This is a genomic window from Ferdinandcohnia sp. QZ13, assembly GCF_031324165.1.
GTDB lineage: Bacteria > Bacillota > Bacilli > Bacillales > Bacillaceae_L > Ferdinandcohnia.
Map to the genome: position 1 here is coordinate 731,488 of NZ_JAVIVW010000001.1, position 22,987 is coordinate 754,474.

At 36.8% G+C, this 22,987-nt stretch carries 23 protein-coding genes; 5 read left to right on the top strand and 18 right to left on the bottom strand.

Annotation, left to right across the window (positions count from 1 at the left end):
- Positions 1–52 precede the first annotated feature (52 nt).
- Both RGU12_RS03555 and safA read right to left on the bottom strand, forming a co-directional pair.
- Positions 53–478, bottom strand: a complete 426-nt coding sequence (locus RGU12_RS03555) for a CBS domain-containing protein (protein WP_309534832.1) — start codon at positions 476–478, stop codon at positions 53–55.
- A gap of 9 nt (positions 479–487) precedes the next feature.
- Complete coding sequence (gene safA / locus RGU12_RS03560; protein ID WP_396232298.1) at positions 488–1,105, bottom strand: SafA/ExsA family spore coat assembly protein; 618 nt, start codon at positions 1,103–1,105, stop codon at positions 488–490.
- Between the two features lie 172 nt (positions 1,106–1,277).
- Here safA and RGU12_RS03565 point away from each other — a divergent pair, with 172 nt between their 5' ends.
- A complete protein-coding gene (locus tag RGU12_RS03565) occupies positions 1,278–1,646 on the top strand; it encodes a YugN family protein (RefSeq protein WP_309534833.1) in 369 nt (122 codons plus the stop codon).
- A gap of 217 nt (positions 1,647–1,863) precedes the next feature.
- Here the strand turns inward: RGU12_RS03565 and RGU12_RS03570 are convergent, their stop codons facing one another.
- The 9 genes from RGU12_RS03570 to cyoE all read right to left on the bottom strand — a co-directional run bounded on the left by RGU12_RS03570 (position 1,864) and on the right by cyoE (position 9,506).
- On the bottom strand, positions 1,864–2,226 hold the full coding sequence (locus RGU12_RS03570) for an Asp23/Gls24 family envelope stress response protein (RefSeq protein WP_116350702.1): 363 nt from the start codon (positions 2,224–2,226) through the stop codon (positions 1,864–1,866).
- Positions 2,227–2,338: 112 nt separating this feature from the next.
- Positions 2,339–2,848: a GNAT family N-acetyltransferase gene (locus RGU12_RS03575; protein ID WP_309534834.1), complete on the bottom strand. Its 510-nt coding sequence runs from the start codon at positions 2,846–2,848 to the stop codon at positions 2,339–2,341.
- 140 nt (positions 2,849–2,988) lie between these two features.
- Entirely contained in the window at positions 2,989–3,450 is a 462-nt protein-coding gene (locus tag RGU12_RS03580) for a DUF420 domain-containing protein (protein ID WP_309534835.1), read from the bottom strand.
- Positions 3,451–3,478: 28 nt separating this feature from the next.
- Complete coding sequence (gene ctaG, locus RGU12_RS03585; protein ID WP_309534836.1) at positions 3,479–4,384, bottom strand: cytochrome c oxidase assembly factor CtaG; 906 nt, start codon at positions 4,382–4,384, stop codon at positions 3,479–3,481.
- A gap of 158 nt (positions 4,385–4,542) precedes the next feature.
- On the bottom strand, positions 4,543–4,869 hold the full coding sequence (gene ctaF / locus RGU12_RS03590; protein ID WP_116350706.1) for a cytochrome c oxidase subunit IVB: 327 nt from the start codon (positions 4,867–4,869) through the stop codon (positions 4,543–4,545).
- A 4-nt stretch (positions 4,870–4,873) separates the two neighbouring features.
- The gene (locus tag RGU12_RS03595) at positions 4,874–5,494 is read right to left on the bottom strand and encodes a cytochrome (ubi)quinol oxidase subunit III (RefSeq protein ID WP_116350707.1); all 621 of its coding nucleotides are present in this window, start codon (positions 5,492–5,494) and stop codon (positions 4,874–4,876) included.
- The gene (ctaD, locus tag RGU12_RS03600) at positions 5,494–7,368 is read right to left on the bottom strand and encodes a cytochrome c oxidase subunit I (RefSeq protein ID WP_309534837.1); all 1,875 of its coding nucleotides are present in this window, start codon (positions 7,366–7,368) and stop codon (positions 5,494–5,496) included. Before ctaD ends, RGU12_RS03595 begins: the two co-directional genes overlap by 1 nt.
- Before the next feature lie 25 nt (positions 7,369–7,393).
- On the bottom strand, positions 7,394–8,461 hold the full coding sequence (gene coxB / locus RGU12_RS03605; RefSeq protein ID WP_309534838.1) for a cytochrome c oxidase subunit II: 1,068 nt from the start codon (positions 8,459–8,461) through the stop codon (positions 7,394–7,396).
- A 106-nt stretch (positions 8,462–8,567) separates the two neighbouring features.
- A complete protein-coding gene (gene cyoE, locus RGU12_RS03610; protein WP_309534839.1) occupies positions 8,568–9,506 on the bottom strand; it encodes a heme o synthase in 939 nt (312 codons plus the stop codon).
- Between the two features lie 654 nt (positions 9,507–10,160).
- Here cyoE and RGU12_RS03615 point away from each other — a divergent pair.
- Positions 10,161–11,138 (top strand): COX15/CtaA family protein, encoded by a 978-nt coding sequence (locus tag RGU12_RS03615; RefSeq protein ID WP_309534840.1) that lies wholly within the window; start codon positions 10,161–10,163, stop codon positions 11,136–11,138.
- A gap of 87 nt (positions 11,139–11,225) precedes the next feature.
- Here RGU12_RS03615 and pyc read toward each other — a convergent pair whose 3' ends face one another.
- The 3 genes from pyc to RGU12_RS03630 form a co-directional block, all read right to left on the bottom strand.
- Entirely contained in the window at positions 11,226–14,666 is a 3,441-nt protein-coding gene (pyc, locus tag RGU12_RS03620; RefSeq protein WP_309534841.1) for a pyruvate carboxylase, read from the bottom strand.
- A 72-nt stretch (positions 14,667–14,738) separates the two neighbouring features.
- The gene (locus RGU12_RS03625; RefSeq protein ID WP_309534842.1) at positions 14,739–15,953 is read right to left on the bottom strand and encodes an FtsW/RodA/SpoVE family cell cycle protein; all 1,215 of its coding nucleotides are present in this window, start codon (positions 15,951–15,953) and stop codon (positions 14,739–14,741) included.
- Positions 15,954–16,195: 242 nt separating this feature from the next.
- On the bottom strand, positions 16,196–16,477 hold the full coding sequence (locus tag RGU12_RS03630) for an Fpa/YlaN family protein (RefSeq protein ID WP_116350714.1): 282 nt from the start codon (positions 16,475–16,477) through the stop codon (positions 16,196–16,198).
- A 209-nt stretch (positions 16,478–16,686) separates the two neighbouring features.
- On the opposite strand from RGU12_RS03630, the gene RGU12_RS03635 reads away from it, so the two are divergent.
- Complete coding sequence (locus RGU12_RS03635) at positions 16,687–17,184, top strand: peptidyl-prolyl cis-trans isomerase (RefSeq protein WP_309534843.1); 498 nt, start codon at positions 16,687–16,689, stop codon at positions 17,182–17,184.
- Positions 17,185–17,504: 320 nt separating this feature from the next.
- Here the strand turns inward: RGU12_RS03635 and RGU12_RS03640 are convergent, their stop codons facing one another.
- Positions 17,505–18,833, bottom strand: a complete 1,329-nt coding sequence (locus RGU12_RS03640) for a PhoH family protein (protein WP_309534844.1) — start codon at positions 18,831–18,833, stop codon at positions 17,505–17,507.
- 201 nt (positions 18,834–19,034) lie between these two features.
- Here RGU12_RS03640 and RGU12_RS03645 point away from each other — a divergent pair, with 201 nt between their 5' ends.
- Entirely contained in the window at positions 19,035–19,649 is a 615-nt protein-coding gene (locus RGU12_RS03645) for a YhcN/YlaJ family sporulation lipoprotein (protein WP_396232299.1), read from the top strand.
- Between the two features lie 341 nt (positions 19,650–19,990).
- The gene (locus RGU12_RS03650) at positions 19,991–20,194 is read left to right on the top strand and encodes a YlaI family protein (RefSeq protein ID WP_309534846.1); all 204 of its coding nucleotides are present in this window, start codon (positions 19,991–19,993) and stop codon (positions 20,192–20,194) included.
- Between the two features lie 163 nt (positions 20,195–20,357).
- On the opposite strand, the gene RGU12_RS03655 is transcribed toward RGU12_RS03650, so the two are convergent.
- The 3 genes from RGU12_RS03655 to typA form a co-directional block, all read right to left on the bottom strand.
- Positions 20,358–20,642 carry a hypothetical protein gene (locus tag RGU12_RS03655; protein WP_309534847.1) on the bottom strand — a complete coding sequence of 95 codons (285 nt, stop codon included), beginning with the start codon at positions 20,640–20,642 and terminating at the stop codon, positions 20,358–20,360.
- Between the two features lie 12 nt (positions 20,643–20,654).
- Positions 20,655–20,960: a YlaH-like family protein gene (locus tag RGU12_RS03660; RefSeq protein WP_116350720.1), complete on the bottom strand. Its 306-nt coding sequence runs from the start codon at positions 20,958–20,960 to the stop codon at positions 20,655–20,657.
- Positions 20,961–21,028: 68 nt separating this feature from the next.
- On the bottom strand, positions 21,029–22,870 hold the full coding sequence (typA, locus tag RGU12_RS03665) for a translational GTPase TypA (protein ID WP_309534848.1): 1,842 nt from the start codon (positions 22,868–22,870) through the stop codon (positions 21,029–21,031).
- Between the last annotated feature and the right edge of the window lie 117 nt (positions 22,871–22,987).

Consider the following 22,987-nt stretch of genomic DNA (forward strand, 5'->3'; position numbering starts at 1 on the left):
TAGAGTTATGCGTTATTGAAAAAAATAAACAGGCACCCAGCTGGTGCCTGTTTTAATGAAGTTGGTTTTGTTCAGAAATATCACTTAAAGCTTCTCCTGCCAAATTATCAGATGTTTCATTCGTCGATAAATCACCTAGTGATAACATTCCAACTAATTGGTCATTTTCTACAACAGGTAAGCGTCTAATTTGATGTTTCGACATCAGCTGGGATGCTTCCTCAAGAGAAGTATCTGGTGTACATGTAATTAAGTCATCACTCATTACATTTGTCACTTTATTTGATCCCGATCTTTTTTCCGCATATCCCCGAACCACTAAATCACGGTCAGTGATCATTCCAATTAATTTTTTATCTTCCAAAATTGGAATCGCACCAACATCTAAATCCTTCATTTTAACGGCTACTTCATAAACATTATCAAGGGGCGTACAATATTCAACATCAGTACTCATTACGTCGCGAACAGAATCCATTGTAACCTCCTATTTCCCAATAAACATTTGTGTCCAATAATGTCGCTTTGAACCACCTTCTGCATACCCAACACCGATATGGGTAACGTCCTTCTTCAGGATATTCGCACGGTGTCCAGGGCTGTTCATCCATGCATTTACCACTTCTTGTGGTGTTCTTTGTCCAGCAGCAATATTTTCTGCAGCCGTACGATATGAAATACCAAAGTTTCGCATCATCGTAAATGGTGAACCATATGTTGGTGAAGTATGTTCAAAATAGTTTCGATCTCTCATATCTACGGATTTATAGCGTGCTACGCGTGACAGTTCCCAATCAGTTTTTAATGCAGGTAAACCATATTTTGCACGTTGTTGATTGGTTAGTGATATAACCTGATTTTCAATACTTTTGACATTATCTATGATTGGAATTGTAACTTTCTGACCTGGATAGATCAGGTTTGGGTTTTTAAACTGCGGGTTTGCAGAAATAATTTCCGACAAACCAACCTGATAACGTACGGCAATTTTCCATAGAGAATCACCTCGTTGTACGGTGTATGTAGTTGTACCTTGTCCATTCGCTATAAATGGATGACTTAAAACAAACAATAAACTCAATACAATAAAAAGTATTTTTTTCAATCTTGTCCCTCCTTTCGATGTTAGTTTGACCAAAACAGAAAAATTTCACCAAAATATTTTTTATTTTTCGTGACATATTAATGTCAAACGTTGCAACTTGTATCTTTTCGTACTATTATTATACTGAGAACATATAAATCGTTGCTTGACGGTTTTTGGAGGGATTTATTATATGAGATTTGAAAAAACGGGGATTGAGAACGTTACAATCGAATTACCAAGATTAACTGACATAATGAGATCACAAGGATTTATTCTCGCAGGTCAGTGGGATTATGAAAGAATTACATACGACCGTAAGTTTGAAATTAAAGGTGATATTTACTATCTTCGCGTTCAAGGTTATGCGGTTGAAGGAATTATCGAAGAAAATGCAACAGATGCTGTCATTAAACTACTTACTCCATTTGTTGGTAAGTACTATTACCCACATGGAGTTGAATATGGTGAAGATGAAAACTTCCCTAATTCACTAGTTGAACAATGCAACCGCATCCTTGCAAAAGTTAAAGAAGAAATCGATGCAGTTGTAAACGCATAAATCAGAAAAGCGTATACACCTTGGGTTGTACGTCTACTAAATACTGCCACGTCCTGTGGCAAACGTAGACGTTAGCACATCCTGTGCAAGTCAGACAATCGCTGGAACCCGACGATGGGCTTTCTCCACCGCAGGAGGAGTTAAGCAACCTCGAGGGTCTAGGTGCTGAAGCTAATCAACAACACAAAAAGGAACAGCCAATGCTGTTCCTTTTTGGTTAGGTTGTCACAAGTACTTTTGAGTTTGTAAGGCCTTCTACTTTAATAGTTAGACTTGAAACACTAATGTCAGTCATACTTTTTATCTCATGTAAGATTGCTTGTTGTAATCGTTCACAGGTCCTTTTAATTTCTAAGCCGTATTCAATGGCAATTTTTACTTCAAGGGCAATCCCTTCCTCTTCTTCAATAACCGTAATCCCGTTTTTATGGAAATTTCGATTAAGGATGCCGGTAACCCCATCCTTAAAGCCAGAAACAATCGTTACCCCTTCTGTTTCCTCAGCACATATGGATGCAATCATTGCCAGCACATCATTCTTAATATAAAGGGAACCATTTTCCAATGATTTACGAACCACCCCAACCACACTCCTTCACATTGTCAAAGTCACAAAGATTACTCCTACCATATGCAAGAAGGACTGAATTGGGCACTCGTCTAGAAAAATTCTTTTACCATAATCGGTTTTATTAAATGACCTTACGAAGCTCCCAAGTTAAAAATCTACCATCCTTCTTCGTACATCTCATCCCAAGCTTTTCAAACAACCGGATGGATTGATAATTACTATCACTACATTCCATTAATACCTTTTTCGCATCGGCTTGAGTAACTAACCAATCAATTAAAGCATCAACTGCTTCATAAGTTAAACTCGTCTTCTGATAATCACGATTCATCGTATAGGTCAATTGTACATTCCCTTTCTTATCAGGTTTGCCATGAAGATAAATATCGCCAATGATCCGTTTATCAGCGTAATTAATGATTAGCCATAATCCCCATCCATAATGACTCTCATCCTTCTCAAGCTTTTCTATATAAAACGGAAGAATACCTGTAATTAATGGAGATGGCCAATTTTGTGGAATCGTTATAGGTGATCGTTTTTCAAGTTCTTTGCGATGAAATACTAACGATTTGGCGATATCCAACGAACATGGAACCAATAATAAGTTTTCTGTAAAGATTTCAATCATCCTTAACACTCCCCTCTAACGAAAATGAAAATGGCTAAGGTGTTAATTATGTGAAACGAATTACAAAATAAAAAGGTGCTCTAGAATATTGTATTCTAGAACACCTTATACATATTACAAACAATCCTATTTGTAGTTCGTTAAAAGCCTAATATTGCTTTTAAAATGGATGTAGTTTCTCCACCCTTATAAAAGACATACAACAAGAAGTATACTGCTACACCCGTTATTGCTGTAAAGAACCAAATGATGCTTGTAATCGGACCAAGCTTACGATGCTTTGCAATTTTATTTTTATAGCCAAGATATAAGGTAACGACTCCAAATATTGCACCAGTGGTTGCTAGAAAGATATGAAAGATTAAGAAAAACGTGTAGTACACTTTCACATCGTCTGGACCACCAAATGATGTATTTCCGATAAAAACCGTTCTTGACATATAAATAATAAAGAAGATCAAAGCAAAAATCGCAGCAGTCGTCATCGCTTTTTTATGTGCTTCAATTTTTTTCTGTTTTATAAAATACCAACCGATGGCAACAGTTACTGCACTTAAAATGATAAAAGTGGTGCTAATCGTAGGCAGAATCGGTAAATTCATGTTTAACCTCTCTCACAGTTTCTCTTTGTTAATTTGTTTGTGGTTTAAGTAATTGCTCATCTAGTAATTTTTCTTCTTCACGTTCTTTACGAACCCATTCAAAGAATACCTTAGCTAGCAGAATCGCATATACGAACTCTTGAATAATCTTCATAATGACACCACCAGTACGTTGGTCTTCAAGCGGTGGCATAAAGTTAAACATCTCTGGACCTGTAAGGTTAATACTAGACAACATAGATTCTGGTACACATAGTGCCAGTGCATTCATCCATGACCCAAAGTCGGTATAGGTTGAATACATGGCTGTATCTGCAAAAATGATGAGCGCACATGCAGGTGTTAATAACATACCATCTGCAAAGATATACCCAACCTTTTTGAGGCCACTCAAAGTGTTCCACTCTTCTAATTTATTGATTAAAGGCCACCACATAAAGAAGGCAGCAATAAAAATAAATACTGTTGTTGCAGCATGTATAAATACACCTGTTTTTACATAGTCAAATACGAGTGGAATATGATACATAGAAAATGAACCGTTAAATAGAACTAAAGCAATTAAAGGTTTTGTAAGAAATTTGAAAATTGGTTTTATTACCTTGAGATTTATAAACTTTCTCCATAACCAATTTGGGACACCTAAAATGAAAAATGTAGGTACAATTAAATAAAGAATTGCCATTTGTGTCATATGAGCGGTCATGGTCATGTGACCTAATAAATCAATCGGACTTCCTTTACATATATAAAGTATGATCATCCCTATGACAAATAATATTTTCGTTTTAAACGATGTAGGTTCAGAATGAGCAAATCGATGTCTCCATGGACCAACAATCATAAAGTATAAAATCGTTATGATTAATAGTGAAGCGAAAAAATAGGGACTCCATAATGCCCGAAAACCAAAGATATCTATAGACATCTCCATCTCACCCCTTTTTGTAATATAGTCAATGTACAGATACTATTAATTATACTCTTAGGGAAATAGCCATGCAAACAAACCAATTATGAACATTTCTTGTCTAAATAAAAAATAATAGAAATTGAAAAAAAGCCGGCTTTTACACCGACTTTTTCTGACACTTACCACCAAATGATTGTCATAAAGCATAGAACTGTTACAGCAGCAATTAATACTCCTGAAAACATGAACATTTTTGGTGCTTCATGTCCTTTATGATTCATGTGCATGAAGTAATACAATTGTAAGATAACCTGAATCACAGCTAGAAGTAGAATAAATGGTACTACAAACCAAGGTGAAAATTGTTCAGATCCAACTGCAATAAAGGCAATGATAGTAAGAAAAATCATGAGAGCAAAAGAAATAACATGATGTTTCATTTCTTCCGCACTTTTTCTTCTACGATAGGCTAAATCAACATTAGTGTTATTCGAATTATTTGCCATGTGTTTATCCCACCATTCCCATTAGATATACAACAGTAAAGATGAACACCCATACTACGTCAATAAAATGCCAGTAAAGGCTAAAGACATAAAACTTAGGTGCATTATATAAATCTAAACCACGGTTACCATTTCGAATCATTAGTGTAAGAGCCCAACATAATCCAAATAGTACGTGAGCACCGTGCGTTCCAACTAATAAATAGAATGCAGATCCAAATGCACTTCCTGTGATAGTGTGTCCTAAATGTACATAATGTTGAAACTCATAGATTTCTAATCCTAAGAAAGAAGCACCAAGGAGAACAGTTAGACCTAACCAAAGTTGCATTTTCTTGAAATTAAAATTCTTCATATGGTACATTGCGTACACGCTAGTTAATGAACTAGTTAACAGGATCATAGTCATTGCAAAAGCAAGTGGTATTTCGAACAAATCCTGTGATGATGGACCTGTACCATTGCTTTTGTTTAATGCTAAGTATGTTGCAAAAAGGGAAGCGAATAATACTGTTTCGCCTCCGAGAAAGAGCCAAAAACCAATAAATTTATTTTTTCCTTCTAGGGTCGCTTTCTCAGGCTCTGCAGGAAATGTTTCAGCTGTTAATTTTTCTTCCACGTGCATTATGCCTCAACCCCTTTCTTGTCATCATCATCCATTAATTCTGCTTTGTGAATGTGGTATCCATGATCATCAATGATTGATCGTAAGAACATGGAACCGAAAGTAATGATTCCTCCAATGATCATCACTGGAACTGACCAACTTACACCATCTGGATGATGCAAGAAACCAAACGCAGCAACAAATAATCCTAAAGAAATCATGAAAGGTAAGAAAGAGCTATTTGGCATATGAATGTCTCCAAGTGGTTCTGCAGGAGTCATTTCTTTTTTGCCTTGCATTTTCTCTACCCAAAACGCATCTAGGCCACGAACTAATGGTAATTGCTTAAAGTTATATTCTGGTGGTGGTGATGAAATTGCCCACTCAAGTGTACGGCCATCACCCCATGCATCTCCAGAAACCTTTTCTCCTTTAATAGATGTAATTACAACGTTATAAAGAAGAACTAGTACCCCTGCAGCCATAAATGCAGCACCGATTGAACTGATTAAATTTCCAAGTTCCCAACCATGGTTTGGTAAGAATGTGAATACACGACGTGGCATTCCCATTAGACCAAGGAAGTGCTGAATAAAGAATGTTAAGTGGAAACCAATTAGGAATAACCAGAATGTAACTTTTCCTAAAGTTTCGTTTAGAATTTTACCAAACATTTTTGGCCACCAGTAATGAGTCGCTGCAAATACCGCTAATACAACCCCACCTACGATAACGTAGTGGAAGTGAGCAACTACGAAATACGTATCGTGATACTGATAGTCTGCTGGAGCAGAACCTAACATAACACCAGTTACCCCACCCATGATGAAAGATGGAATAAATGCAACTGCATATAACATAGGTGTAGTAAATTTCATGGACCCGCCCCACATTGTGAAGAGCCAGTTAAAGATTTTAATACCAGTTGGCACGGCAATTGCCATTGTAGCAACCGCGAAAATGGAGTTCGCAATTGGTCCTAAACCTGTTGTAAACATGTGGTGAGCCCACACCATGAATCCTAAGAAACCAATTAATACAGTTGCGAATACCATTGAAGAGTATCCGAATAGTCTTTTTCTTGAGAATGTAGCAAAGATCTCAGAGAAAATACCGAACGCTGGGAGAATTAAGATGTACACTTCTGGGTGACCGAAAATCCAGAAAAAGTGCTCCCAAATGATTGTGTTTCCGCCCATTGATGGAACGAAGAATGCTGTACCAAAGATACGGTCAAACATCATTAATAATAGCCCCACAGTTAATGGAGGGAATGCAAATAGAATTAATGCTGATGCTACAAACGTAGTCCATGTGAATAATGGCATACGCATATACGTCATACCAGGTGCTCTCATTGTAATGATAGTCGCTAAAAAGTTAATACCACCAATTAAAGTACCAATACCAGAAATTTGAAGACCTAGTACATAGAAATCAATACCATGACCTTCTGAGTGTAATGCAAGAGATGCATAAGAAGTCCAGCCTGCATCAGGTGCACCACCCATAAACCAACTTAAGTTTAAGAATACTCCTCCGAAGAAGAACAACCAGAAACCTAAAGCATTTACAAATGGGAATGCAACGTCACGTGCACCAATTTGAAGTGGCATGACGGCATTCATAAATCCAAGTAATAGCGGCATGGCTGCCAAGAAAATCATGGTTGTACCATGCATCGTTAAAATTTCATTAAAAAAGCCAGCACTTACAAAGTTATTATCAGGTATAGCAAGCTGAATCCTGATAATGAGGGCTTCGATTCCACCAAGTAGGAAGAAAAAGCCACCAGCCATTATATAAAGTTTAGCAATCTTTTTATGGTCAACAGTAGTTAGATAATCCCATAAAACAGCACCAAACCCTTTTTTCTGAGTTAAAGTACTCACAATGTGACCTCCTTATTCCTTAATCTTACTCTTCGATTTTAAGTCCCATTAGATATTCAGCTAAAGCATCCAAGTCTTGGTCAGATAACCCTTTATTGTCATAAGTTCCAGTCATATTGTTACCTGGCTTAATTGATTCAGGATCCTTCAACCAATCCTTTAAATTATCTTTATTAAATTCTAATTTACCAGCGATACTTGAGCGCTCTCCGAAATTAGCTAAGCTTGGTGCAGTCGGACGCTTTTCACCAGGATTGATTGCGTGACATGAAATACAGCCATTAGAAGTGAATAATTCTTCACCGGCTTTTGCAACATCATTTGCTGGTACATGTTCAGCGTCTTTAGCAGCTACCATTTTGTCCATCCACTGATCAAATTCAGCTCGTGGAACTGGCTTTACTTTAAAATCCATTAAAGCATGTGAAGGACCACAAAGTTCAGCACATTTACCATATAGTAAGCCACCTGCTTTTTCAGTACTTGCTGAGTCAAACTCTAACCAGAATTTGTTTACGTTATCTGTGTTCGTGTCCATTTTCCCACCAGCTGCTGGAATCCAGAATGAGTGCTTAACATCTGCAGCTATAAGGTTAAAATAGACTTTTTCATCCATAGGAACAACTAGCTCCTGTGCAGTTACAACACCCTCACCAGGGTACTCAAATTCCCACCAATATAAATTTGCAGTAACATTGACAACAACTGCATCTTTATCTTGTTCCATTGCTTTTACATCAGCTAATTTAAATGTAGCCGATACTGTTGGAATTGCAAGAATCAGAAGCAAAAGAATTGGAATAGTAGTCCAAATGATTTCTAAGGTGTGATTTCCTTCAACTTGCTTTGGTATCTTGTCCTCACCAACTTTTGTGCGTCTAAACTTGACTAAGGCAATAATAAAGATAATTGTAACAACTGCAATTACGATTACCATGATTGATGTTGCGAGAATCATTAAATCGTATTGCATTTTTGCAACTTCCCCTGCCGGAGTTAGTGCAGATACGAATGGTTCCCCACACCCCGCTAACAGCAGCGCCATGAAACTAAACAGTGTAAACAAGCGCACTTTTGGTAGCCATTTTTTCATAGCTTAATCAAACCCCTCTTTCAATAATATTTTGCTACTATCTTTATGAAAAAGATATTAAATCCCCCTACTTGAATAGAAGAATTATGTATATTTTGAAACCCACTTATACTAATGTCACGATAATCATCGTTACAAACATAATCGTTAAATAGTTAAGCGAGTAAACAAACATTTGCTTTGCCCATTTGATATCATCCTTCTTTTTATATCCCCTAAAACCAAGGACTAGCCATCCGATATTTAGGAGAGTAGCGATTGTAACAAATAGAGCTCCCAAAGAAAACATATAGTAAGGAAGTGGCAGCAAGCAAAGAACCCAAATCATGATTTGTCTCTTTGTCATTGCAAACCCATGAACAACTGGCAGCATTGGAATTCCTGCTGCACGGTATTCTTCAACCCGCCTCATTGCTAGTGCTAAAAAGTGAGGGGGTTGCCAGATAAACATTATCAAAAATAAGAGCCACGCAATTGCGTGTAATTCAGGGTCAATCGCTGCCCAGCCAATAAGTGGAGGTACAGCCCCTGATATACTTCCGATTACGGTATTAATTGTATATCTTCGCTTTGACCAAATTGTATATAAATATATATAGGAGAAAACTCCAATTAAACCAATTACAGCAGCCGTAACTGTAGTTAGAAGTAGAAATCCAGTTCCTATTAGTATGAGTATTATTCCCAATCCTAAAACATGTTTCGGATTAATTCTACCAGCTACAGTTGGACGCACTTTAGTACGTTCCATTACGTGATCAATATCTCGATCATAGTAGTTATTCACTGCACAGGAACCCGCTATTACCAGCGCTGAACCTATAAGCGTATACAGCACGATGTCTATTTCCTGCAAGAAGCTTTTTCCTGTAAAAAACAAGGCTAGCCAAACACCAGTAAAGGCAGTTATTAGATTGGAATTTACAATTCCAATTTTAATTATTGCCAGGAAATCCTTATAGGCAGTCGTTACATTTTCCTGTTCACGAATGTCTTCATTTTTTATTTTTTCATCTGTACCAAGTACAGACCTTGTCGTCGTCATCGAGAAGCCTCCTTATAATCTTCATACATACATTTCGATACATGACAATATATCGCTTGCATACAGCAACCTGATCTACCTCATTTTATATATGTTAAAAAGTAAACTTCATTTGGAAATTCTTTTTTTACCAATTTCAGCCTTAAAAAACGCAATCATATAAATAAAGCGTTTTCGGGTTTAGGGGTATGTAAAATGAATAGAATATTTCTCTTAACAAGGTTATTATACTGTAGATATTATAAATTATATTAAAAACTATCCTTTCTGTATATTAAATCACATTTTTTATATTTTTTGTGAACATTTCGTTAAGAATTTATGACTTTTTTGTGACCTTCCCTATACAACAAAACCGCTATATAAATACTATTAGCACTATAATAATAGTGTTAAACCTTTGTTTTAAGGTACTTGTCGAAAATTAATTTTTCCCTCCTATCTATTTCTAGCAAACTCCTTCATAATATTCAACCTTTTTTACTACAATAATAAATTTTTTTCAAATTCATGTGGGTTGTAAACAATTCGTAAATTGTGTAATATCGAGAAGAGCGTTTCTTTGAATTTTATCTATTGTTTAGATAAGATGAATATCGAGAAATATTAACTGGATAATAGAAATAACGTTTTAATATGTAAGAAGGTGATTTTTTGAACCGTTTATTAAAATGGTTATCGGTTCTAACTACGATCGGTATGCTATTTGTGTTAATCGGTGGTGCACTTGTAACAAAAACTGAATCAGGTGCTGGATGTGGAGATTCATGGCCACTTTGTCACGGACAATTGATTCCTGATGAGATAACTTTTGAACTGGTTATTGAACTAAGTCATAGGGTTGTTTCTGGAGTTGTTGGGATTTTAGTTCTAGCACTATCGATCTGGTCTTGGAAGGCAATCGGTCATATTAGAGAAACAAAGTTTTTAGCTTTTATATCATTCTTTTTCTTAGTTTTACAAGGACTGATTGGTGCAGCTGCAGTTATGTGGGGACAATCTGATCTCGTCCTAGCTCTTCATTTCGGAATTTCGCTTATCTCCTTTGCATCAGTTTTGTTATTGACTTTGCTAATTTTTGAAGTGGATAAGAAGTTTGATGCCGATTCTTTAGTAATAGACAAAAGACTACGAACTCAGTTTTACGCAATAACCATTTATAGTTTAGTTGTTGTTTATACAGGCGCATTGGTTCGACATGTTGGGGCTTCCCTAGCTTGCCCTGATTGGCCAGTATGTACATATAATAATATTGGTCTTCCAACTCAAATGCATGAATGGATTCAAATGGGGCACAGACTATTGGCAGGCATATTATTTATATGGGTATTGATGCTTTTTGTTCGTATTTATAAGCATTATAAGCACGAAAAGGTTCTTTATCACGGATGGATGATTGCATTAGGCTTCATTTCGTTGCAAGTTATATCGGGGGCAATTGTTGTTTTATCTGACTTAAATCTTTATATTGCACTTGCACACGCTTTATTTATCGCTTGCCTATTCGGAGTTTTTAGTTACTTTATTTTATTATCATCAAGAAGTAATAAAAATGAAATGGCATTAAAGACAGAAGCGCAAAATTCAAATGAGGAACCAATTAGTTCAAATCGAACAGTCCCAATTCAATAAGAAATAGTAAACCCGAGGGCACTTATCCTCGGGTTATTTTTTGCATAAAAGAGCCCCAAAGTTATAACCTTCGGGGCTCAAAGTAAGTTATTTTGTAAGTTCTAGTAAAAGGTCACCTGTTTGGATCGCTTCACCATTTGCTACGTGAATATCCTTAACTACACCTGTGAATGGGGCTTGAACAGTTGTTTCCATCTTCATTGCTTCTGTAATCATGAGATGGTCCCCTTTATTTACTTTATCGCCTTTTTCTACTAATACTTTAATCACTGTACCTGGCATTGTAGCGCCAATATGGTTTTCGTTATCACGATCTGCTTTTAGCTTCGCAACAACAGTTGATTTAATATTCGTATCCTTAACGATTACTTCACGAGGCTGTCCATTCAATTCAAAATAGACAATTCTTGTACCATCTGGTTGAGCTTGACCAACTGAAACAAGTTTAACAATTAATGTCTTTCCTTGTTCAATCTCTACTTCAATTTCCTCACCAAGTCTCATTCCGTAAAGGAACGTTGGTGTATCTAACATTGAAATGTTACCAAATTGCTCAAACGTTTTCTGGTAGTCCATGAATACCTTTGGATATAACGCATAAGAAACCAAATCTTTATTTGTTACATCACGATTTAGACTGTGAGTTAAAGTATCTTTTACATCACTGAAGTCTACAGACTCTAGTAATTCACCTGGACGAACGGTAATCGGCTCGCGTCCCTTTAAAATAATCCGTTGAAGTTCTTTAGGGAATCCACCATGTGGTTGACCTAAATATCCTTCAAATAACTCCACTACAGAATCAGGGAAATCAAGCGTTTCTCCTCTTTCGTAAATATCATCTTCCGTTAGGTTGTTTTGAACCATGTATAATGCCATGTCACCGACAACTTTTGAAGACGGTGTTACTTTGACTATATCGCCGAACATATCATTTACACGACGATACATTTCTTTAACCTCTTCCCATCTTGTGCCAAGGCCAACTCCCTTAGCCTGCTGCTGAAGATTACTATATTGTCCACCTGGCATTTCATGTTGATAAACTTCAGTATGTGGTGCATTCATACCACTTTCAAAATCTTGATAATATTTGCGTACACCTTCCCAGTATCGTGCAATCTCCTCATATGCTTTTACAGAAAGTTCAGGTTTTCTTTCAGAACCTTCCAATGCATATAATAATGAGTTTGCACTTGGTTGAGATGTTAGACCTGCCATCGAGCTTGCCGCTACGTCAACAATGTCTACACCTGCTTCAATCGCTTTAGCATAAGTGAATAACCCGTTTCCACTTGTATCATGTGTGTGTAAGTGAATTGGAATTGAAACTGTCTCTTTCAATTCTGAAATTAACGCATATGCTGCTTGAGGCTTGAGTAAGCCTGCCATATCCTTGATTCCCAGAATATGAGCACCAGATTGCTCTAGTTCTTTTGCTAGGTCTTTGTAATATTTCAAATCATACTTTGTTCGTGTTGGATCACTAATATCACCTGTATAACAAATGGCCGCTTCAGCTATTTTTCCATTGTTACGAACAGAATCAATCGCTAGTGTCATCCCTTTCACCCAGTTCAGACTGTCAAAGATACGGAATACATCAATTCCAGACTGAGCTGATTCTTTCACAAACTCACGGATCAGATTATCAGGATAGTTTTTATATCCTACTGCATTTGAAGCACGGAGTAGCATTTGGAATAAAATATTTGGAGCTTGTTTTCTTAATGTTTCAAGGCGCTCCCAAGGATCCTCATTTAAGAAACGGTAAGCCACATCAAATGTTGCTCCCCCCCACATCTCCAGTGAGAATAACTCTGGTAATAATCTAGCGGTTGGATCTGCAATTTGTTTAATATCATTTGTTCTAATTCTTGTTGCAAGTAGTGATTGGTGAGCATCACGGAATGTTGTATCAGTAAAGAGAACTTGTTTTTGTTCTTTTACCCAATCAACTACCCCTTCAGGACCATGTTCATCTAAAATTTGTTTTGTACCAGTTGGGACTGGCTCATCATGTCTTACTTTAGGTAAGAATGGTTTATCAAATACTGGCTTTCTTTTCTTTTCAACACCTGGAAAACCGTTGATTGTTACTGTTCCAATATAGGAAAGCATCTTCGTTCCACGGTCTTTTGGTTTAGGAAAAATAAACAATTCAGGTGATGAATCTATGAAAGAAGTATCATATTCACCAGATAAGAAATTTTCGTGCCTTACAACATTTTCTAAAAACGGAATGTTTGTTTTAATTCCGCGGATTCTGAATTCCTTCAAGTTTCTGACCATTTTTGATGCAGCATGTTCAAAGGTTAGCGCTTGTGTAGATAGCTTCACTAATAATGAGTCATAATATGGTGTTATCACTGCGCCTTGGAATCCGTTTCCTGCATCTAGACGAACACCAAATCCGCCACCACTTCGATATGCGCTAATTCTACCTGTATCTGGCATGAAATTATTTAATGGATCCTCTGTTGTTACACGGGATTGAATAGCATACCCATGTGTTTTAATATCTTCCTGTGCTGGGATACCGATTTCATTACTGTGTAATGAATGACCCTCAGCAACCTGGATTTGTGTTTGAACGATATCTATACCTGTAATCATTTCTGTGATAGTATGTTCAACCTGTACACGTGGGTTTACTTCGATAAAATAGAATTCATCATTGGCAACAAGGAATTCAACGGTTCCAGCATTCACATACTGTACATTCTTCATTAATTTTACCGCAGCATCACAAATGTCTTGACGTAATTGTTCAGATAAAGAAACACTTGGCGCTACTTCGACCACTTTTTGATGACGTCGTTGAACAGAGCAATCACGCTCATAGAGATGAACTATATTTCCATGACTATCACCAATAATTTGGACTTCAATATGTTTTGGATTTTCAATTAACTTTTCAATATATACTTCATCACTACCAAATGCAGCCTTAGCTTCTGATTTAGCACGTTCGTACGATTCTTTAATCCCCGCCTTATTACGAACAATACGCATTCCGCGTCCACCACCACCAAGTGATGCTTTGATGATTACAGGATACCCGTATTCTTCGCCAAAACGCACTGCCTCTTCTACGCTTTTTAGTGGCCCATCACTACCAGGAATGACTGGGATACCTGCTTTTTCTGCTTGGTGTCTTGCTTTTACCTTGTCACCAAACATATCAAGATGTCCAGTATTAGGACCGATGAAAATAATATTCTCTTCTTCACATCTTCTAGCAAAATCAATATTCTCAGATAAAAATCCATAACCTGGATGAATGGCATCTACGTCATTTTCTTTTGCAATCTCTATAATTCCTTCAATATCCAAATAGGCATCTATTGGTTTTTTTCCTTCACCAACTAAATAAGCCTCATCCGCTTTATAACGATGATAAGATCCTGCATCTTCCTTGGAATAGACAGCAACTGTACGAATATTTAACTCCGTACATGCCCTGAAAACACGTATCGCGATTTCACCACGATTGGCAACGAGTACCTTCTTGATGCGCTTGTCCATATAAATCCTCCTTCTAAAAAATCATATAATTTAAAAAGTATAATACATTTTATCATCAACATATAGATATTTTTATCTATAAGAGACATAGTTTTTTTGAAAAGAACGAGCCGGTTGACTTTGCGGTTGTTTTTCTTTTGTGAGATACATAGATTGGTAATTTGTAAACATCGAAACATTTATTAGAATTCCCATAGAGGCCATTAATAACAATAGAGATGAACCTCCATAGCTAATAAATGGCAGGGTAACCCCAGTGATTGGAATCAACCCCGTTAATCCTCCTAGATTAATAAAGGTTTGAATGGCGATCATAGAGGAAATACCAATCGCTAGCAAGCTTCCAAAAGGGTCTGTACATTTTCTTGCAATTTGGAATCCTCGCAAAACAATATATGCTAACAATAATAATACAAATAAGACTCCAAATAAACCTAATTCTTCAGCAATTATTGCCATAATGAAATCTGTATGGGCTTCTGGAAGGTAATTAAACTTTTGAATACTTTGTCCTAAGCCTAGGCCTTTCCATCCACCAGCACCTAAAGCTATATAGGAGTTTACTAATTGGTAGCCATTCTTTTCATCTTCAAAAGGATTCATAAATCCTAAAAAACGCCCCATACGTCCCTCAGATAGGATCCCACCTGATAAGATGTATAGTAACGGTGATAAAAGTACCGCTGTAACAAAGCCCAGAAAGATAAGTTTACCAAGGCTTTTAATCCCCATACCTGAACATAAAATGATGGTCAATGCAATTAACCCAATAATAAAGGCTGTTCCAAAGTCGGGTTGTATTGCTACTGTCATACATAAGCCAAGGGTAAAAATGATAGGTGGCATAACTGCTATACCAAATTGGTTAATATACGCCTGTTTCTTCGAATAAACGGCAGCAAGATAGATGATAACACTAAGTTTAGTAAACTCAGAAGGCTGAATTCCCCTTGCCCCTACCATAATCCAACTTTGAGCGTTATTTGCTGTATGACCTACAACAAATACTAATAAAAGCATTGCGACTGAACCTAGAACAATAGTGAGAAGAATCTTTTTAGATGCATATATTTTATAAGGTAAGATCATGGTAACAAAAAATGCAGCTGTACCCGCGAGTAAAGCCACTTTCTGTCTATCAAAGAAAAAGGACGGGTTTTCTCCAAACTTTGGGGCTGAGGCAATGACCATGCTTGCACTATAGACCATAACGAGTCCAAAGGAACATAAAAGAAACACAGCAACTACTAGGGTATAATCATATGATTTTAAAATTTTCTTAAGCATTGGCATCTTCCTCTAAATACAGGATATAATTATTTATTGTACTATATTTTTTCGATTTATATCGTAAAAATCCTGCATTTTTCTTCTAATCTTACAACCTATTAAGGTGTTTAGTATTATAAACAACGTGAAAACCTTTTTATAAAATTACTGTAAAAAAGAAATGCTGTAAACCCTTCTTATAAAAAAACTCAAATTATCCATTTGAACGGATAATTTGAGTTGATTTATCTATAGGTTACCTATTTTCGAGTTGAAGCTTCATGAAGAACGGATAATTCACGCTCAAGTTTTGAGATGAGCTCTTTTCCTTCAAGCCCCTCTATTAATCCTAATCGTACTGCAAAATCTATTTCCCTGGATAATCCGAACATTTGCGTATCAAGTACTTCTTCATAAAGTGGACATTGAGGCATGGTTAAGTTATCCATTTGAACTTTAATAAGTTTTAATATTTTTTCAGCATCTGCTTGTAGTAAAGACAATGCTTTTTCACGATGATTGATCGAAATCTCTGAAGTCAATTTATAACCCCTCCGTTCAGAAGCGATACCTAATCCTATCTATAAATATTAACCTGTATACAATAAAATTGCAAGAATAAATAGATAAGACTATTATTCTTTAAAATCGATTTCATTAACAAATAGCGCTAATTCAGACAATTAATGAGCTTATACTTCCTATTACGTTTCAAAAGCACTATAATATGAATGAAAGGATTGATGCATCGATGAACTCAATTATTTTAATTGAAGGAAAGACAAAGTATAAAATTACACTTGACCCAAGTGTGTGGATTTTTGATGATCGTAGAGTGGATTTACTTACATATTTCGAGTCAGGTCAAATCGTCGAGCAAGATTTAAGCGAATACACAAAATCGGTTTCAAAGCATTGGGATCGAGAAATTCGTGAAGGTGCGATTTACCCTCCTACTTTAAAAACAGAGAAAAAGTTTTTAAAGGAAAAAGTATTAACTGGTACATTTGGAATCCCTTTTTCGGATTTCATTAAAAATGCAGAACCCTTTGAAGATGCTACTACATTAAAAATCGTACAAAATGATCAAGAAACAATTGTTCCACTTAGCGAAGCATATGATGCTGTTCTTGGCTTTTCAAAAGAAGGTAAGCCTTTACGTGAAGACGGACCTGTCCATTTTTATTTTGGAGATGGATCAAATCGTGAAAACCCAATAAAGAATATTACAAGTTTTATCATTGAATAACATGGGAATAGAGCCTGTCACTACCCTCTTTACGGATAGTGACAGGCTTTATTGTCTTTAATGAAGGCTCTTTTTAATAGATAGTTGTTATTAACTTAAAGTTTTTTGAAACTAGAGGTGATTTCTGCTTCTGGCACTCGCTTTCCGCGGGCGATCCGCAAGCCTCCTCGCTCGTGCCTCACTGCGGGGTCTCGCTTAGCTCGCTATTCCCGCAGGAGTCTCGTGCCATACGCTCCAATCACTTGAAGTAACACCAAATGTTTATTAATTAATACTTATTAATCTCTATAATAAAAACAACAATGTTTACGGAATCAGTCTTAAAGGATATCTGCAGCTAATTGTGCAAGACCTGACCGTTCTCCTTTTACTAATCGAATATGGCCTGCGATCTTTTGATCCTTAAATTTCTCTACCACATATGTTAACCCATTATTGTATTCATCTAAATATGGATGGTCGATTTGTTCGGTATCTCCCATAAACACGATTTTACTCTTTTCCCCCACTCTCGTGAGTATCGTTTTAACCTCATGCTTGGTTAAATTTTGCGCCTCATCAATAATAATAAATTGCTCTGGAATGCTTCTCCCTCTGATATAGGTAAGAGCCTCAACCTCAATGGAGCCCATTCCGGCTAAAATAGCATCCAATTCACCGGGCTTTTTCGTATTAAATAAATATTCTAGATTATCAAAGATTGGTTGCATCCACGGCCTTAGTTTTTCCTGTTTTTCTCCAGGTAAGAATCCAATATCTTTTCCTACAGGGACTATTGGGCGCGCGACTAGTAGCTTTTTATACTGCCCTAAATCCTCTGTCTGCATGAGTCCAGCCGCAAGGGCTAATAATGTTTTTCCAGTCCCAGCCTTCCCTATTAGCGTCACCAATGGTATATCCTCTCTTAATAACAACTCAAACGCCATTGTTTGCTGTACATTTCTTGGTTTAATACCCCAAATATGATCCTGTTTAAAATGGAGCTTTTTTACCACTTTACCTGTCTTATCAACTATCCCAATAGCAGATGATGACCCACCTAATGCATCTTTTAAGAGGATAAATTGATTTGGATAAAATGGGTGATTGACTAACTCTGTTACGTGAAGTTCCCCTTTTTCATAAAAGAGATCAAGAAGGTTACGGTTTATATATATTTCGAGAAATCCGGAATATATATGGTCAACCTCAACCACACGATCGCTTAAAAAATCTTCCGATTGTAACCCTAATGCATCAGCCTTTACTCGAACTAATGCATCCTTACTTACTAAAATAACCTGCTTCCCATTTTCTTTTGATTGTTCTTCCAACGAGAGATTTTTGGCAACTGCTAAAATGCGGTTATCATTTGTTTTCTCAACAAAGATCTCTTGAAGTTCATGAAAGGATCTATGATTTAATTCAATCCGCAGGCTTCCACCTGTTTCAAGCAGTATTTTTTCGTGTAATTTCCCTGTTTGCCGTAAATTATCGATAAGCTTTGATACGTGCCTCGCATTTCTACCTATTTCATCCATATAACGTTTTTTTGAGTCAACCTCTTCTAACACTACTGCAGGTATAACTACCTCATTATCTTCAAATGAAAAAATTGCTCTAGGATCTTGCAGTAATACATTTGTGTCTAATACATAAATTTTCCCCAAAATCACGCCTCCTACTCAAGTGGGTTTCAATTTTTGTTTTAGGAGTGAAACAGGTAATCCTTTCGTACGAAAATTTTTTTATATTATATTAGCCAATCCTAATTTTTGTTCGTGTAAGGACGACCATTGATAAAAATATATGTCTGGATGCATAAAGATAGAAGAATAATTAAACAATAAAAAAAGAAAACATATAGAACGATGGGAGGCAAAACGGTGAGATATATTAATATCCTTCTGTTCTCGAGTATACTATTTTTGGTTTCTGGTTGTGGAGGAAATAATAATGCGGGTGAAAACGGAAAAGATGATCGGGTAAAGGTTCAAAATACAGTTGAAAACAATATTGACAGAAAAACAGGGCAAGAAATTGCAAGCCATCTTGTCGAACTTGCAAGTAGTGTCCCTAAGGTGAATGATGCCACAGCCGTTGTACTAGGAAAGTTTGCCGTCGTTGGCATTGATGTAGATTCAAAATTGGAACGTTCAAGGGTACAGACGATAAAATACTCGGTAGCTGAGAGCTTACAGCATGACCCTTACGGAGCAAACGCCATTGTAATTGCTGATGCTGATACTTATGAGCGCTTGAAGCAAATGAGGAAACAAATTGAAGATGGAAGACCTATTACAGGTATTTTAGATGAATTGGCACAAATTGTCGGGAGATTGGTACCAGATGTTCCGAGTGATTTAATCGATAATCAAAACACTGAACCAACGAAGACAAATGATAAGCAACTAAATCCAAAAGAACAACAAAAAATAGATAAAGAGCAGCAAGATCAATCAAACGATAAAATGGGTAATAAATAAGGGATGAAGCGCGTGGAAAACATTTTGTTTTTCTCGCGCTTTTTGTTGGATTTCTGTTGGCATCCGGGGAGTCTTCAGCGGATGAAGGACTTTGTTGGTTAACCTCACTCTGTTTGTTCTTCATTATTTTCTTTAAAAAAAGACAAACTTTGTCAGAAAAGTAAGTAATGTTGTATAATATAGAAAAGCTCTAGGCGCGCTTATCTGCGACTAGCATAATACGAGCGCTTCTGAGGGGTTTTCACCTTCAGAAGCGACTGGCCTAGACCAGAGAGCCGATGGCGCATGGAGCTAGACATGAAAAAACAGATACTAGATAACAATTGAGGGGTTTATAAAAAATGAAAGTAAAATGTGTAATTTGTGATAAAATCGAGGACATTGAGGATGAATCCAGCCTCGCTAAACGACTAAGAAACCGCCCAATCCATACATATATGTGTCAAGAATGCCATGATCGAATTGAAACTAGAACAAACGAAAGAATTGCAACAAATAAATTTAAACTGTATCGCAAAAAGAAAACCGATGACGATTGGTGGTAATAAGAAAAGCACAAGCGCCTCGAACAGCCCCGACAAGCATAAGTGAAGCCGACGAGAAGGATGTATTTTATCCTTATTGAAGGATTGACTAGACCAGAGAGGGGCTAGGCGCTGGAGCTAGACAAAAACAAAAAAGCCGAGCACTCAGACTCGGCTTTTTGTTTTATTCGTAATTCTGATATCTCTCTGGATGTTGACTGATCTGGTTGTGCATGACTTCGATTAACTCTGTTGGAAACCTAGCACTTTTCGCTTCCCCATCGATCGTATAGTTCACAAGATACATCACATCATCTTTTTGAATTTGGATGTCCTTCAATTTAAACTCATTTACCAAAATATCTTCAAATAGATCGAATGTTTCCTTGGCTGCCTTATCATCAGGCCTTGCTTCAGCTACAATTTTAATCGTTAACCAATTATAAATCGCATCCTGTAGGGATTTCATCAGATTACCTCCTTACGCTTCACGATTTTTTGTCTGGTGAAGACGTACTTTATAAATAAGTAATATAGCAGCGGTAATCGCTAATCCTTCCGCAATCGGTAAGAATGCACCTAAAAACGTTAAAATTGTACAGCCAAAGGCAAGACATGCATAAATGACAATATTTTTTAACAATGGCAGTTTTTTCGCAAACCCTAAACGGAACACGATAATCGTTAAGAGTAAAATGACAACATACAATATATTTGACCCGACATTAGGAGTTGTCGAACTATAGATTGTTTTTGCAATCGGCCACATGTGTTCATAGACATCCATTACTATTCATCCCCTCTTTCTGACACTTCCTATCATAAAAGTATCAGAAAGGGACAAGGTTCACAACCCTATTGATTTACTTCAGCAAGTTTTTTTCGTTTTGCTGCTTTTTCACGTTCATTTTTATCTAGAACCTTTTTACGTAAACGGATAGATTCTGGAGTAACCTCACAATACTCGTCATCATTTAAATATTCGAGTGATTCTTCCAATGACATAATACGTGCCTTTTTCATCGTTGTTGTTTGGTCTTTATTGGCTGAACGCATGTTTGTCATTTGTTTGGCTTTCACGATATTAACCGTTAAGTCATTTTCACGAGTATGTTCACCCACGATCATTCCTTCATATACCTCTGTACCAGGCTCAACAAAGATCGTACCACGGTCTGCAACGCCAGTAATTCCGTATTGGGTTGCTTTACCTGTTTCCATCGAAACAAGCACACCTTGTCTACGTCCACCTACTTGTCCTTGGGCCATTGGCTTGTAGCTATCAAAGGTATGATTAAGGATACCAAAACCTCTTGTTAACGTTAAAAATTCTGTTGTGTATCCGATAAGCCCACGTGCAGGGACCATGAAGATAAGTCGGACTTGACCATTACCATTATTAATCATGTCTAACATTTCGCCTTTACGTGCACCAATAGATTCCATGATGGCACCAGTGTGTTCTTCGGGTGCATCTATTTGAACTCGCTCCACTGGTTCACAACGAACTCCATCAATTTCTTTTACAATAACCTCTGGCTTAGAAACCTGAAGCTCGTAGCCTTCACGACGCATATTTTCAATTAATATCGATAAGTGAAGTTCACCACGTCCTGAAACAACCCATGCATCTGGAGAATCTGTATTATCCACTCGTAAACTTACATCGGTATGAAGCTGTTCACGAAGACGTTCTTCAATTTTACGGGCAGTGACATATTTACCTTCGCGTCCAGCGAATGGGCTATTATTTACTAAAAATGTCATTTGTAAAGTCGGCTCATCAATATGAAGAATTGGTAAGGCATCTTGGTGTTCAATTGGACAAACTGTTTCACCAACATTGATATCCTCCATACCCGATACAGCAACAAGATCTCCCGCTTTTGCTTCTTGGATTTCAATCCGTTTTAATCCTGAGAAACCAAAGATTTTTGTCACACGAAATTGTTTTACACTACCATCTAATTTCATCAAAGCAACTTGCTGCCCAACATGCATAGTTCCTCTAAATACTCGTCCAATTCCAATTCTTCCAACATAGTCGTTATAATCAAGTAATGCTACTTGAAATTGTAATGGTTCTTCACTATTATCAATTGGAGCAGGAATGTTTTCGATAATGCATTGGAATAAGGATTCCATGTTTTCATCCTGTTGATGTGGGTCTGTACTAGCTGTTCCATTGATTGCTGAAGCATATACAACCGGAAACTCTAATTGCTCCTCAGAAGCATCTAGTTCGATAAATAAATCGATGACCTCGTCTACAACTTCTTCTGGTCTTGCGAAGTCACGGTCAATTTTGTTTACAACGACGATTGGTGTAAGATTTTGCTCTAATGCTTTTTTCAATACAAAACGAGTTTGTGGCATACAGCCTTCATAAGCATCGACAACTAATAATACACCATCAACCATTTTCATAATACGTTCAACTTCCCCACCGAAGTCAGCATGTCCTGGTGTATCCATAATATTAATGCGGGTACCCTTATAATTAATTGCCGTATTTTTGGCAAGAATGGTAATACCACGTTCACGCTCAATATCATTAGAGTCCATAACGCGTTCATCTACATGCTCATTGGAACGAAATGTTCCTGATTGATGAAGCAGTGTATCTACAAGGGTTGTTTTTCCATGGTCTACGTGTGCGATAATTGCTATATTTCGTAAGTCATTACGTGTTGTCACTATTTCACATCTCCTATTATCAAATTAAGGATTTTAATTACTTTTTACATTTTTTTACTTTCAAAAAGAGTCGCAACTAAAATATTATATACCAAAGTATAGAAATAATACATATTT